The following is a 12,807-nucleotide window of genomic DNA, read 5'->3' as shown; positions in this document are numbered from 1 at the left end:
TCCGATGACACGACAGCCGCGATTCCTGCGTTCTCCCCTGCTCCCGGTTTTGGTGGTGGGTCTTTGGGGCTGGGTGCTGTTGTGGAGCACCCTCTCCGGGCGACTGGATCTTCTCCTGAATGTGGCCTTTCATCCCATCGTTGGCTTTGCCGGCGGGGTGTTGCTGGCGCTGGCCTTCGTGCAGTTGCGCTGGGCTACCAGACAACGCGACGTTGTGGCACCTAGGGCCTGGTTGTTCTCGGCTTTGGTGGCTGTTGCGATTCTGGTGATGCCTCCTGCCCCATCCTTCAGCGACCTGGCGGCTAGCCGTCCCGACAGTCTTCCGGAGGCACCTCAACTCAGCTTTTTCCTTCCGCCTGAACAGCGAACGCTGACGGAGTGGGTGCGATTGCTGCGCAGCCAGCCGGATCCGGAACTGCATGCTGGCGCCCCGGTGCGCATCAGTGGCTTTGTGTTGGAGCGTCCTGGTGAACCTCCCCAATTGGCTCGCCTGACGGTGCGTTGCTGCCTCGCGGATGCCACACCGGCTGGAATGCCCATCCTCTGGCCTGAGGAGGCCAACCTTGAAGCGGATCAGTGGCTTGCGATTGAAGGAAGCTTGATCGTGCAGGAGCTGGATGGCGTTCCTGTGAATGTGGTCAAGCCCACCAGCATCCAGGCGATTCCACGTCCAGAGAGGCCGCTCGAGCCATGACGTCACCGCGCCCGCTAGCGCCGATTCGTCTCCTGCTGGGGTGTCTTGCCGCTCTTTCCGCACTGGCTGTTGTGCAACAGCAAGTTCTGTTGCGACGACCGCCTCGCGTGCAGTCGGTGGCCATTCAGCCCATTCGATCTGGAGCGGCAGCTTTGGACGTGGTGTTCAGCCGGCCGATGGATCCGGAGTCTGTTGCTCAGAGTGGGTTGCTCCCTGATGTCGCTCACCGCTGGTTTGGCGTGCAGGACCGGCTGAGGCTGCTCGTCGCTCCTGGGCAGGCGCTGCAGAGTCCCTTGCGTTTGAACGTGCTGGGCCGGGATCTCAGGCAACTGGCGTTGCCGCCCCAGCAACTCTGGTGGGACCCCCGACCGCATCTCCTTGCTGTGGTGCCTTCGGAGGACGGTGAAAGCTTGCAAATGCAATTGCGAGACGGGCAGTGGCAGGCCCTGGCCCCTGCGCAAGAGACCATCCTTCAGATTGAACCGCTCGGCAACGGTGCTGGTGTTGCCTTGGTCAGTGACGACATGGAGGCTCGCCAACGCGTGCTAGTTCGCGCGTTGAATCAACGTGCCCTAAGCGCCAGGCGGAACGGGCTGGAGGATCCGCAGCTGGGAGCCCTTGAAGAACTCGAATCCGGTGCATCGGGAACGTTGTTGTTTGCTCATCTCAGCAGCAATCAGCGCGGCGATCTGCTGGTGCAATTGGGGGGCTTTGATCCCGGCAGTGATCGCGTCTGGATTCAATCGGCAGAGCAAAAGATGCGTGTTTTGGATCTTGAGCCCAGTGGTGCTTTGCGCTTGCTTCCCGATGGTGGTGGTTTGGTGATGCCGTCGTACGACGGCTTGGAACTGTTGTCGCTCGATGCTCGCGATGCGCCATCCACCCGACAGTCCTTGCCTGGACGCCGCGAGTTGAAAGCGTTCTGCTCTGGTTCCGGGCGAGCGCTGTTGATCCGTCACTGGCCGGATTACAGGCGATCCATTGAACTGGTGATTCCAGCCCGACCACCGCGTGAAGTGTGGTTGGGCGAGGCGGGTGTGATGGCTGCGGCCTGCAACATCGCAGGGGACCGGCTTTGGGTGGTGCTCAGAGAAGCGGGCCGCAGCACAGACGATCGGTTGCTGCTGCTGGACAGCGAGGGCAAGCAACTCAACAGTGTTTCTCTGGGGGGATGGCGGCTGACGTCAGGGGCTGAACTGGATTACGACCCAGTGAGCAACCGTTTGCTCACGGTGGTGAAACAGTCGGATTCCGCCGAAGGCCGGGTGGCTTTGTTCGATGCCGACTCCCTTGAGCTTGAGGTGATCAATAAGCCTGCTGTACTGGCGCGTTGGTTGCCGGCTGGCGGAGCCTTGACTGACGTTTTCTCCCCCTCTCGATAGGTTGAGCGGGAATCGTTCTCATTTCCTATGGGGGTTGACCCCCTTGTTGCGCAGGGCCTCACCGTGGCCTACGGCGAGCGCACCGTTCTTGATGATGTATCGCTCACGCTTCAAAGCGGCACGCTGACTGCGCTGGTTGGTGCCAATGGGGCCGGGAAGTCCACGTTGCTGCACTTGCTGCAAGGACGTCTCACCCCGACTGCTGGACAGGTTGCCTGTGATGGGATGCCGATTCAGGGGTGCCGCGATCGGGTGGTGTTGATGCCTCAGCGCGGTCGGATCGATTGGTCGTTTCCCATCTCCGTGCGGGAGTTCGTGGCGTTAGGAGCGATGTCGCGTCGATCGTTTGGGTGTTGCGATCGTGATGCGGCGTTGCAACGGGTCGGTCTGGATGCCCTGGCCGGTCGACGTTTGGATGCACTGTCGGGAGGCCAGCAGCAACGGGCCCTTCTTGCAAGGACGCTCGTGCAGCCCTCGCGTGTGCTGCTGTTGGATGAACCCTGTGCGGCCATTGATCCGCCAACGCGCGATCAGTTGCTCTCACTCATGCGTCAGCTTGCCGATGCGGGGCAGACCCTCCTTGTCAGCAGTCATGACTGGGGCACGGCCTTGGATCACTACGACCGGGTGATCGTTCTGGATGGCCGTGTGCTGGCCGATGGACCCCCTGGACAAGTGCGCCAGTTGCTGGGCCAGCAGATCAATCCAGGAGCGCAATGCCATGACTGCGCTTGATCTCTGGCTGATCCCGTTGCTGATGGCCTTGCTTGTGGGGATTGTGTGTCCCGTCACCGGCACCTTGTTGGTCACGCAGCGGCGCGTGCTGCAGGCCAATTTGATTTCTCACGCTGTTCTGCCTGGTGTTGCGGTCGCTGTTGCGATGGGAATTGACCCTGCCATTGGCGGAGTGATCAGTGGTTTGTTGGGGTCCTTGATGTCTGAGCGCTTGCAGCGATCGCAACCGGCTGGACAGGAAGCTGTGATCAACACCGTGCTTGCCGGTTTCTTGGGTCTTGGGGTGCTGTTGATCCCAGTGCTGGACCTGCGCCTTGATCTTGAAGCTCTGTTGTTCGGTGATCTGCTGATCGTCGATTGGTATGACTTGACGCGGGTGTTGGTGGCTGCGGCGGCGTTGTTGCTGCTGCTGCTCACCCGTTACTCCCAGCTGGTGTTTGTTGGGGTGGATCCTGACGGAGCTGTTGCAGTTGGTTTGCCGGTGAAGACCCTGCAGTTGGTGCAGGCGCTGGTGACCTCCATGGTGATTGTCAGCGCCATGGCCGCCGTGGGCGTGATTCTCGTGATCGGTCTGTTGTGTGCCCCAGTGTTGCCAGGACTCTCGAGGGTGAGCAGTTTGCGGGCCGCGATGGTGCAGTCGGCGTTGGTGGGATTGGCGTTGAGCGCCGTTGGTTTTTTGTTGGCTGTGCCGCTGAATTTGCCTCCAGGGCCTCTGATCGGCGTGGTTTGCATGCTGCTGCTCAGCCTTCCGCGCCTCAGGCCAGCGAATTCATAATTCGCTGGACGGCGACGTGAGAATGATTATCATTTGAGGAGTGAAAATCATTCTCATGTCTGTCGCGCTCATTCCCTCAGCGGCGGGGGTGCTGCTGGCAGCGGCGACCTCCACCCCCACCATCGTTGCCGCGGATGGCATCCTTTGCGATCTCACCAAGAAGTTGGTGGCGAACGACGCCAAGGTGATCTGCTTGATCCCAGCTGGAGCAGATCCCCACACCCTGGCCTTGCGTCCTGCAGACCGCACCAACCTGGGGAAAGCCAATCTGGTGCTGCTCAATGGTTATGGCCTCACGCCGGCACTGAAAGGCGTCAAAGCGGGTGGTCCCGTGGTGTCGTTGGGTGAGATCGCTCTGCCCAGCAATCCTCAAAACGATCCCCATCTGTGGCACGACCCGGCCAATGTCGCGGCGATGGCCAACGTCAGCGTGCTCAAGTTCAAGCCCTTGTTCAGCGACCAGCAATTTGCTGCGATCAACCAGCGGCGTACGGCCATGGCTGGGGTGTTGAACTCTCTGGGGAGTTGGACGGCCCAACAGGTCGCAACGGTTCCCGAGCCCCAGAGGGTTCTGGTCACGGGGCACCGTGCCTATTCGTTTCTTTCGAACCGCTATGGCATTCGTGAGCTGCCAGTGATCGATGAGTACGCCACAGGTGGGCGCATGCGCCCCTCCAGCTTGAACGACATCAGCAAAGCGATCAAAGCTTCGGGAACCAAGGTGATTTTTCCGGAATCCCTGCCTCCTTCGAAAACCATGCGGCGCATCAGTCGTGCCAGCGGCATTCCCTTGGCGAGCACAGCGTTGGTGGCTGACGGCCTGGCCCCCGGCAAAAGCCTGATCCAAACGGCAACCAGCAATGTCTGCACCTTTGTGGTGGCCCAGGGAGGCCGCTGTGACCAGCAAGCTGCCGCGCAGCTTCAACAGCGTTGGTCCGCGATTCGCTGACTGAAGAGCACTTTTAAACCCATCAATTCTCCCCGTCTTTTGTGATGAACAGCTTCAAGTTCAAGTTGCTGAAAGTAGTCTCTTTTCTGGCGTTGCTTGCAGCCGGAGACTCAGCTCTCCAGCAGGTTCGTGCCCATGGATCCGCCGGCGGCGAAGAGCCTTTGCCCCCCGGAGAGTTTCGTGCCATCCCTGTGATCACCATTGAGGGGCATGGAGGTTTTGAGAACAATCTCGAGGGGCATCCTGAGCATTACGGCATCGACGGACAATTCGGTGTGGTGTTGGAGTGGGGGCTTCCCAATGAGGGGAGTTTCGCTATTGAAGCGTCTCTCGGGCCTGCGCTTGTGTGGGGAGAGGCTGAACATTTCTATGGCCGTGTGCATGTGGAATCCGGTGATCACGATGCTCACGAAGGCAGCGGTGATCACGAAGGCCACGATGATCACGAGGAACATGAGGATCATGCGGATGATCACGAAGATCATGAAGACCATGCGGAAGAACATGGCGATCATGAAGGCCATGACGATCACGACGAGCATGAAGATCATGCGGAAGCGCATGATGATCACGAGGATCATGACGAAGGCCATGAAGGCCATGACGACCACGCGGGTCATGCAGGCCATGGCCATGGATCCGGGGCTCCGTTCCGTCGCACGGACATCAAGGGGTATCTCCAAGCCCGTTATCAACCCAACGAACGCTTGGAGTTATCGCTCGCCTGGATGCCTTACTACGTCACTGGCGAAGGCGAAGATTTTGGCACCGGTCTGAAAAATGAGGTGGGTGCCAAGGTGGTCTACGCCTTTGGCGATGGCGATGTGAATTTCGCTTTGGGTGATGGACTGCAGGATGTGATTGACGGTGTTTTCGTCTCCGTTGAAAACCGCACGGGTTGGGAATCGGATGGCACCTACATCGGCAACTACACCGACCTATGGCCTGGTTTTGGCTTCAATATTGACCTTCTGAACATCACCCTGTCCGGTGGTCCTCGCTTTTACATCCCCGGTGATTATTCAGGATTGTCTCAGCGCACGGACTGGGGTGGTGAGATTGAGTTGGAATATCCAGTGGCTGAAAATGTGGTTCTCTTCGCCCATTGGGAGCCCGTTTACAGCACTGAGGGCGGATCCGGATGGGGCGTTGGCTTCCAGCACCACGTAGGAACAGGCGTCACGATCGCATTCTGATTGTTGCCATGTTTTGGATTCGGTGATTAAGTTGCCCGTGACCTTTTAAGTCACTCAACTTCTTAAGGAGATGCGACCTCGATTGACCTCTTGATGGGGCTGATCGAGGTTTTTTGTGGATGTTTGTTAGGTTTCTGGAAGGATTTTGTCTGCTCTGTCTGACTCGGTTTTAAGGGTTGCTTTTTGAATGCTTCTAGCCCTGGTGTGTGGATGCAAGTGTTCAGCATTCATTGTTCAGGGGCCACCCAGGAAGTGGCATGACGGATGCCTTTGCTCTTCAAGCAACAGAGGCGTTGGCCAATGGCCGACGATTCGAATTATTTGGAAGGCGCGTCGGTCGCAAAAAAGGTCCTGCCAACGGGTGTTGGCAGGACTCTTGAGTGTTCTCCGACCCGTTGGATGTTGTTGATCGTCAGTCGACGAGAGCAACCCAGGAAAACGCCAAGCCAATTCCAATCCAGATGCCTGCGCCAAGGCGTTGACCTTGGACCCCCAAGCGCTCAATGAGCCCCTTCGACCAAACGGTGACCAGAAGCAGCAGAGCGCCCTGACCAAGAAGAAGTCCGAGGAAATACGTGGTGAGGGGTGTGGCTTCGGCCCCCACAATCGTGCTGCCAAGCAGGAAGCCGTGCATGGCAATCAGCGGCAGCAGCCATGCTGCGGAAAGCACCGTCAGTGCAATCAGGCCCTCCGCGGCAAGACTCAGGGACACCAGGGCTTCTGCCCAGGGTGCGATGGCATCAGGAAGGGGAATGAATTGCGAGAGCACACTGCCGAATAGGCCCACGGCGAGGAGGGGCAGCACCCAGGCCAGAGGGCGCTTCAGGCCAATGAAGGCAATGGCCAGCAGAAACAGCAGGTGGTCTGGGCCCAGCAGGGGATGACCAATGCCGCTCAGCAGCCCTTGCCAAGCCGAGAGGTTGGCACTGTCACCCATGCCGAAGGGGTGATGAGCGCTTGCGGGAGCGGCGAGTGATGCAGCCAGCACAACAGGGAGTGCGATGGCGCTGGCCTTCATCAAGGGCCTGGGTGCATGCAAAGAGAGCAAGTCGATCCTCGTCGAGTTGTAATCCTGGCGGGCGTTCTGACTTTCTCCACCTGTGGGGGAGCTTTACAGCTGCGGGACAGTGACGGATTTTCACCGCGCTTTCCCCGTTTCCATCAGCGGCTGATCCCCGCTGAAACCAGACATACCTTTGTAGCACGATGGCTTGGGTGTGCACTCTAATTTTCACTTTCATCACGATTGCTGGCTGTCTTCATTGCAGCCTTGATTTCCCAGGATTCTTTATTTCTGGCTCAAGAGATGAATAGAATTTGGTGTTGAAATGTTGATCGATGAGTTTTTATAGATTCTTTCACTGCTGACAATCCTGTTTGCACCATTTCAAATGGTTTTGGAGTCTGTTGGATGGCCTGATTCGATCAGCTCATGGCCCCTTCTATGGCGGGCTGACGCATGATTTGCAGAGCTGGTGTTTCTTGGGTCATGACGATCGCTCCTGTTGCTATGGCCTGGTCGCTGTTGAGAATCAATGGTGGATCAGCACTCTTTGGTCGGGCATTGATCGGGGCTTTGGAGGCTCAAGCACTTGTGAAGCGTGTGCGGAGCGTTTCGATTCTCTGACCTTGAAAGGTTGAGAGTGGATCGGGTGTGACCGTGCAGTCACAAGGGTTTGATCGCTTGCATCCCCGTTGACGACTTGCATTTGGAGATTTTTGCCCCAGGTCCGACCAGGCGTTTGACGGCCCTCCCAGGCACAGGTCTGCACGCTTATTGATACTGCTGCTGAGAATCGCTTGCAGCAAGTCGCGTTTTCCCTCTATAGTTGCACTCGATTCTCAATAGCAGGATGCCTGCCATCCATGACCCTCTCGGCTTACCGATTTCTGCCTGATGCCCCCGTGGCATTAATGACCATGCCGCGGCATCAGACCGTGCTGATTGATCCGGCATCGGCGGGACAAGGCAGCATTCTTGAAATTCATGAGGGGTTCTGTCGGGTGTACTGCCCCTGCGAGGACACCGAGGGCATGACCTTGGCGTTTCTTCAGGCTGGAGACCGGCTGCGTACCGATCGTCTCTGTAGTGAGGGCATCTGTGTGGAGGCTTTGACGGATCTGCGTCTTGCTCGCAGTTCTGCTTCCGACGAAGAGGTCGGGATGGACGCTGTGAATGAGTGGACGCTTCAGCTGCTGCGCATTCGTCACTATGGCCAGGCCGAAAAGCGTCTTCATGCACTCTTTGCTCTGTTGGTCAATCGGCTGGGAAAGCGCTGCATTGATTGCTTCCAGCTGCCATTTCGTCTCACCCATGACCGTCTTGGAGAACTCATCGGTGCGACGCGAGTGACCACAACTCGTCAGGTGTCGAAGTGGCGAAATCTCGATGAAATGAATTGTTCGGGCGGTGAGTTCGCCATGAATTTCTCGGTCGACATGATCAATTCGGCTCCGTTCTCGCACCTCTGATGTCGATTGATCGATCAGGCGGTGCAAATTTGATGGTTTCGCTTTGCCGTGACCTTGATCAGTGTCGCCGTCGCCATCTTCAGATTGAGCATCAGTGCGGCCATGCCCTGAGCCACTGTCTTGTTGACCGTCTTAGGGCTGAGCAGCGTGCCCTAGCCGTGAGGGTCGGAGAGCTGCAGCGATCTGTCGCAGGGATCCAACAACACACGAGCTTGGATCCGATGTCTGTGGCATTCCTGGCTGAAGTGGCTCGTCGTGCCTGGGGCCCGATGCGTTGTTCGCTCAGCTGATCGGCGGGATGCTGTTCGCCGATGGCGGTGTCGGTCTGGTGTCTGTTGGCCTGATCGCAGGGGCGGCCGAGTGGCTGCGACAGGGCAGACTTTGCCTGGTATCAAATGTTTCGTTGGTGCTCGAATTCCGTGTTGGCTTGTCGTTTCTCTGGGATTAGCGCTGTAGAATGAGACGCATTCGCAGTAAGGCGAGACGTGCCGGTATCCGAGCCCCAAAAGAAGAAAGGGTGCAAAAAGTCCAAGTGCTCGAAGTGGAAAGGCGGACAGTGCAAGTGCGGTCGGGGCTGATCCTGGTCGGCTGTTGCTGAGGGTGTGGCGGCCTGCCCTTGAGCTCACCTGAAAGGTCCGTCCGTGCGTTAGACGAGAGCTAAATCCGCACTTTCCCGACTTCAGCTCTTAGAGGAGCGCGTCCGGTGCCAACCAGGATTGGTTGACGCGTGAAAATTTCAACGCGGATTCCACAACGTGCCACCGCAATCACGGCTCTGCTGGCCACCAGAGTTGAGAGGATCACGGCAGCGGGCCAGCGCCAAGCGGTGAGCAAGCTGATGGTCTCGGCCATGGCGTGTTGGGTTGTCGTTTCTTTCTGCTTAGCAAGGGTTGGCCTTGGCTTAGCTGTGGCGTGCGACCAGGGTGACGGACGGGTTGCTTCCAGGCACGATGGATCACGCATCTCGATTCTCATGCAACGCATTGGCCTGTTGTTTGGGCTCGTCGTGCTCGTGGCCATGCCTGTCTCAGCGGCTGGTCTCTTGGAGTTGCTCGACAGCATGAAACCCGCCAGCGAACAGCGGTTGGTTCCTCAGCTGCCACCGGTGCCACGCATTCCCGGCCGAGGCAAAAACTGGAGCGGCGATCGGATGCCGAAGCAAGGTGTCCCGATTCTTGTGCTTGCCGGACATGCGGATTCTCAGCGCATGCATGGCTCCGGAACTCCAGGTCAGGCTGTTGGTGTCGGTGGTGCAGCCCCGATGCAAAGAGGCATCACCGATGAGTTGTATTGGAACCTGCTGACGGCAAAAGCTGTGGTGGCAGAGGGCACCCGCCAGGGACTGGAGATCACCTTTTACGACCCGGGTGTTCGCACGATTCGCAATGCAGAGGATCCCCGCACCAACTGGTCGGTGGGATACGACCATGCATCGAAAGGTGGATATGCACTTGAGATCCACTACGACGCTTATGCGCCCTACGGCATTGGACCGGGGGTGATCCCTGCAGTTGCCTTTGGTTTTTCAGTGATGGATGAAGCCTTAGCCAAAGAGTTCGGTGCCTACCCCTACGACTATCGAGGCATGCTCGGGGCTCCTCGTCGCGGTGTCTCCATGCTGGAAATCGGCCTGCTTGAGGGTTCCCTGGAGCAGACACTGCGTGATCCAAACCAAAGAGATGCCACGCTCAATCGCATTGCCAAACGGGTTGTGTTTGCTTTGCGTCAGGGGCTTGAGCAAGGAGCATCGCTGAAGGCCAACTGCACCGCTTCAGCTTCCATCAATGCAGCTTGTCGTTGACATCGGTATGAATCTCATCTTGCTCCGCGCCGATGATGCCTGGACCGGTGATCAGTTGGTGTGTCTGAGTGATCGGCGTGCGGACCATATCCGAGGCGTGCTTCGCGCCCAGGTTGGGGATGCTTTGCGTGTTGGCTTGGTGGGGGGGAACCAAGGCTGTGCTCAGGTTCAAGCCATCAATGCGTCAGGTGTTGTGCTTTCGGTGCAGCTCTCTGATCCACCTCCCTTGCGGCATCGCTTTGATGTGGTGTTGGCCTTGCCCCGTCCCAAAATGCTGCGACGCATCCTGCGCACCGTTGCGGAGTTCGGCGTGGGGCATTTGCATCTGATCAACAGTGCCCGCGTCGATAAGAGTTATTGGCAGAGTCCCTTGCTTGCAGACCACAAGCTCGAAGACGCACTGATGGCAGGACTGGAGCGATCGCGTGACACGATTCGGCCAGAGGTGCATTGTTACCAACGCTTTCGCCCTTTTGTTGAGGATCAGTTGCCCTTGATTTGTGCTGGTCGACCCTGTTGGCTCGCTGATCATGGTGCGTCTCTGGCGTTGAGCCAAACACCGCCAGGAGCAGCCCTTGTGATGATCGGACCAGAGGGAGGTTTTGTCCCGTTCGAGATCGACCTGGCTTGCGCCATGGGTGCCCAACGCGCGCATCTCGGAGAACGGATTCTCAGTGTGGATACAGCGGTTCCATCGGCTCTGGCGCAAGGGTTAGTGGCTGCCTGATGAACAGCTGCTTGATGAACAGCTGCCTCTGCGAGGTTTGCCGTTAGTTCCAGTTCAGATTGATTTCAATCTGTGGATCCAAGCTGCGTTTGACCGGGCATTGGGCGGCTACCCGCTGCAGTAACAGGCGTTGTTCGCTGTTGAGTTCGGAGGGAAGCGTCAGATGCACCGTCAGGCTTTCAACGCGGCGCGGACCGTCCTGGGTCATGCGTTTCTCAACCTCGGCCCGGCTTCCCTCCATCGACCATCCCCTGCTTTTCGCTGTGATGCCCATGATCGTGAGGATGCATGTGGCCAGTGCGGTGGCCAACAGATCGGTTGGAGAAAACTGCTCGCCAAGTCCTTGGTTGTCGACCGGGGCGTCAGTGCTCAGCTGAGCTCCCGATGCCGTGTGAATGGCTTCGCAGTGAAGGTTGCCGGTGTAGCGGCAGGACACGGTGGCCATCGACAGTTTGCTGCTGGCCTCATTCTTTCTCCTGGATGCTCGTCACGCTTCACGAATCGAATGACCGAATGACCGATCAACGGTTTGAAGGTGAGTTCTGATCAAGGCTCTTCGGGGTGTTTCGGCAGCCAAAACGACCGTGGCTTTGGCTGGATATCCTTGACTCCCACTAGGATTCAGGCACTTTGTTGTCTGTTGAATTGGACGCCGAAAGCCTCGCTGGACTCCAAGCCCTTGTTGCTGATGTGGGGATGGGCAATGTGATTGACGCCGAGTTGTTGGAGGGTTGTTCCGTTGAAGCCCATGAGCTGGATGAGATGGATGAAGCGCAGTCCGCGAACGTGGCAGCCCATTGCTTTGGCGTGCTGTTCGACCATCGTGTCCAAGACAGTGTTTGCACTGAGGCGGATGGTGGTTCTGGGGTTTGGCGCGGATCCTTGGACGGTTTTGGGTACGTGATTCGTCGGGATGAGCTAGGCGATTTGGTGCTCGATTTCTCTGCGCCTGCTTGATGGGCATTGATGAGCTTCGGCAGGACTTATCCGGGCGTCTCGGTAAGCGTGTGGCATCGCTGCTGACGCGCGATGGCGATCCTGTTTCGGACATGGTCGACCTCTACCAACCTTCTCCTGCGGGCTTTGGAGGACGTTTGGTTTTGCGGGATGGAACGGAGATGGCCTGGGAGCTCTGGCATGAAGACCAAGACGTTTGGAACTTTCATGCGTCGGTGCTGCGTGAACGCTCTCAATGATCGTTGCCTGATCACGGAAGGCTCACTCCGCTCTTCCGTTGATCATGTCGTCCAGGTTTTGCATCCATGGGTTGCTGTTCTGCCAAGCCTGGTTCGGTTCGCAGCAAAGGCAGGATTCACCTTCATCACAGGCGTTGGAAGCGCGCTGTTCTGCATCCAGTTTCAGCAGTTCTTTGGTGTAAGGCGCCCTAAGGTCCCACTCGCTCCAAGTTTTGACACCTTGCTCATCCACATCTTCAGGAAAAGCAATTTGAAGGTGAAGCCAGCGTTTCTGGCTGACTGGTTTGAAACTCACCAGCCAGTTTTGGTCAGGATCTGATCCCAGGTCTCGAGCGGCAGTCAACATTGCATCCATGGCGGTTTTCGCCCCGGGGTCACGTTGCTCTTGCCACTGACGCAGCGGTTTCATGCAGGCATCATCGGTGGCGACGCCCACGCGCAAAAGGCCGTTGGATCGGTCGGCAATTTCTTTCTCAGAGGCCATGGTTCGACGGATGCCATTGGCATCAGCCCAGCTGGGATAGGCCATCGGTTCATAGAACTCTGCTCTGGTGAACCAGACCACCGGTTGTGTTCGCGGATCCAGGCCGATGCAAAACGGTTGGAGTGCGCGTGTTTTGATCAAAGAAAGTAATCGAGTGGCCGTTGTGTAGTGCCAGGCAATCTCAATCTTGCGGCCAAATCCTTTCATTCGGCCAATGTAGATCAGGTGATGAGTTTCACAAAGGAATGAGAATCATTCTCGTGGCGAGTTTTGGCTGTGCCATTTTTTGAGGGTTTCCAAGCTTTGGATTAATAAAGAATGAATCTCGGTGCTTGGTTTGATTCTTTGTTGTGTCTTTGCAAGGGCGACAAGAGGGTGATAATTGATTTCCATTGG

Annotated in this window: 17 protein-coding genes and 1 riboswitch; of the genes, 13 read left to right on the top strand and 4 right to left on the bottom strand. The window is 57.5% G+C overall.

The window, feature by feature from the left end; translation table 11 throughout:
- Positions 1-4: 4 nt before the first annotated feature.
- Genes SynA1560_RS09210 through SynA1560_RS09185 form a run of 6 tightly spaced genes read left to right on the top strand, consistent with a single transcriptional unit; the run spans position 5 to position 5,731 of the window.
- Positions 5-694, top strand: a complete 690-nt coding sequence (locus SynA1560_RS09210) for a TIGR03943 family protein (RefSeq protein ID WP_186500268.1) — start codon at positions 5-7, stop codon at positions 692-694.
- Positions 691-2,076 (top strand): hypothetical protein, encoded by a 1,386-nt coding sequence (locus SynA1560_RS09205; RefSeq protein ID WP_186500266.1) that lies wholly within the window; start codon positions 691-693, stop codon positions 2,074-2,076. The genes SynA1560_RS09210 and SynA1560_RS09205 overlap by 4 nt, the downstream gene beginning before the upstream one ends.
- Positions 2,077-2,103: 27 nt before the next feature.
- Entirely contained in the window at positions 2,104-2,811 is a 708-nt protein-coding gene (locus SynA1560_RS09200) for a metal ABC transporter ATP-binding protein (RefSeq protein WP_186500265.1), read from the top strand.
- Positions 2,798-3,586, top strand: coding sequence for a metal ABC transporter permease (locus SynA1560_RS09195; protein ID WP_186500263.1), 789 nt, complete (start codon positions 2,798-2,800; stop codon positions 3,584-3,586). Before SynA1560_RS09200 ends, SynA1560_RS09195 begins: the two co-directional genes overlap by 14 nt.
- Before the next feature lie 55 nt (positions 3,587-3,641).
- Positions 3,642-4,535, top strand: coding sequence for a metal ABC transporter substrate-binding protein (locus tag SynA1560_RS09190; RefSeq protein WP_186469018.1), 894 nt, complete (start codon positions 3,642-3,644; stop codon positions 4,533-4,535).
- A 44-nt stretch (positions 4,536-4,579) separates the two neighbouring features.
- The gene (locus SynA1560_RS09185; protein ID WP_255476905.1) at positions 4,580-5,731 is read left to right on the top strand and encodes a hypothetical protein; all 1,152 of its coding nucleotides are present in this window, start codon (positions 4,580-4,582) and stop codon (positions 5,729-5,731) included.
- A 412-nt stretch (positions 5,732-6,143) separates the two neighbouring features.
- On the opposite strand, the gene SynA1560_RS09180 is transcribed toward SynA1560_RS09185, so the two are convergent.
- A complete protein-coding gene (locus SynA1560_RS09180) occupies positions 6,144-6,668 on the bottom strand; it encodes a HupE/UreJ family protein (RefSeq protein WP_255477141.1) in 525 nt (174 codons plus the stop codon).
- Positions 6,669-6,787: 119 nt separating this feature from the next.
- Positions 6,788-6,935, bottom strand: a riboswitch (cobalamin riboswitch).
- Positions 6,936-7,597: 662 nt separating this feature from the next.
- Here SynA1560_RS09180 and SynA1560_RS09175 point away from each other — a divergent pair.
- The 3 genes from SynA1560_RS09175 to SynA1560_RS09165 are packed head-to-tail and all read left to right on the top strand — an operon-like array spanning position 7,598 to position 8,651.
- A complete protein-coding gene (locus SynA1560_RS09175; RefSeq protein WP_255476904.1) occupies positions 7,598-8,203 on the top strand; it encodes a Crp/Fnr family transcriptional regulator in 606 nt (201 codons plus the stop codon).
- Positions 8,204-8,235: 32 nt separating this feature from the next.
- Positions 8,236-8,493, top strand: a complete 258-nt coding sequence (locus SynA1560_RS09170; protein ID WP_186469017.1) for a hypothetical protein — start codon at positions 8,236-8,238, stop codon at positions 8,491-8,493.
- Positions 8,478-8,651 carry a hypothetical protein gene (locus SynA1560_RS09165; protein WP_186500261.1) on the top strand — a complete coding sequence of 58 codons (174 nt, stop codon included), beginning with the start codon at positions 8,478-8,480 and terminating at the stop codon, positions 8,649-8,651. The genes SynA1560_RS09170 and SynA1560_RS09165 overlap by 16 nt, the downstream gene beginning before the upstream one ends.
- Before the next feature lie 209 nt (positions 8,652-8,860).
- On the opposite strand, the gene SynA1560_RS09160 is transcribed toward SynA1560_RS09165, so the two are convergent.
- The gene (locus SynA1560_RS09160; RefSeq protein ID WP_186471135.1) at positions 8,861-9,055 is read right to left on the bottom strand and encodes a hypothetical protein; all 195 of its coding nucleotides are present in this window, start codon (positions 9,053-9,055) and stop codon (positions 8,861-8,863) included.
- A gap of 121 nt (positions 9,056-9,176) precedes the next feature.
- Here SynA1560_RS09160 and SynA1560_RS09155 point away from each other — a divergent pair, with 121 nt between their 5' ends.
- Together SynA1560_RS09155 and SynA1560_RS09150 are read left to right on the top strand one after the other, a co-directional pair.
- Entirely contained in the window at positions 9,177-10,004 is an 828-nt protein-coding gene (locus SynA1560_RS09155) for a dehydrogenase (protein WP_186469015.1), read from the top strand.
- 7 nt (positions 10,005-10,011) lie between these two features.
- A complete protein-coding gene (locus SynA1560_RS09150; RefSeq protein WP_186500259.1) occupies positions 10,012-10,731 on the top strand; it encodes a 16S rRNA (uracil(1498)-N(3))-methyltransferase in 720 nt (239 codons plus the stop codon).
- Positions 10,732-10,774: 43 nt separating this feature from the next.
- On the opposite strand, the gene SynA1560_RS09145 is transcribed toward SynA1560_RS09150, so the two are convergent.
- Complete coding sequence (locus tag SynA1560_RS09145) at positions 10,775-11,176, bottom strand: OsmC family protein (protein ID WP_186500258.1); 402 nt, start codon at positions 11,174-11,176, stop codon at positions 10,775-10,777.
- 251 nt (positions 11,177-11,427) lie between these two features.
- Between SynA1560_RS09145 and SynA1560_RS09140 the strand changes: the two genes are divergently transcribed.
- Both SynA1560_RS09140 and SynA1560_RS09135 read left to right on the top strand, forming a co-directional pair.
- The gene (locus SynA1560_RS09140; RefSeq protein ID WP_186471134.1) at positions 11,428-11,688 is read left to right on the top strand and encodes a hypothetical protein; all 261 of its coding nucleotides are present in this window, start codon (positions 11,428-11,430) and stop codon (positions 11,686-11,688) included.
- Positions 11,688-11,927 (top strand): hypothetical protein, encoded by a 240-nt coding sequence (locus SynA1560_RS09135; RefSeq protein WP_186469012.1) that lies wholly within the window; start codon positions 11,688-11,690, stop codon positions 11,925-11,927. The genes SynA1560_RS09140 and SynA1560_RS09135 overlap by 1 nt, the downstream gene beginning before the upstream one ends.
- Before the next feature lie 22 nt (positions 11,928-11,949).
- Here the strand turns inward: SynA1560_RS09135 and SynA1560_RS09130 are convergent, their stop codons facing one another.
- The gene (locus SynA1560_RS09130; RefSeq protein WP_186469011.1) at positions 11,950-12,618 is read right to left on the bottom strand and encodes a hypothetical protein; all 669 of its coding nucleotides are present in this window, start codon (positions 12,616-12,618) and stop codon (positions 11,950-11,952) included.
- Between the last annotated feature and the right edge of the window lie 189 nt (positions 12,619-12,807).

The organism is Synechococcus sp. A15-60 (assembly GCF_014280095.1).
Lineage (GTDB): Bacteria > Cyanobacteriota > Cyanobacteriia > PCC-6307 > Cyanobiaceae > Synechococcus_C.
This window is presented reverse-complemented; position numbering and strand designations above follow the sequence as displayed.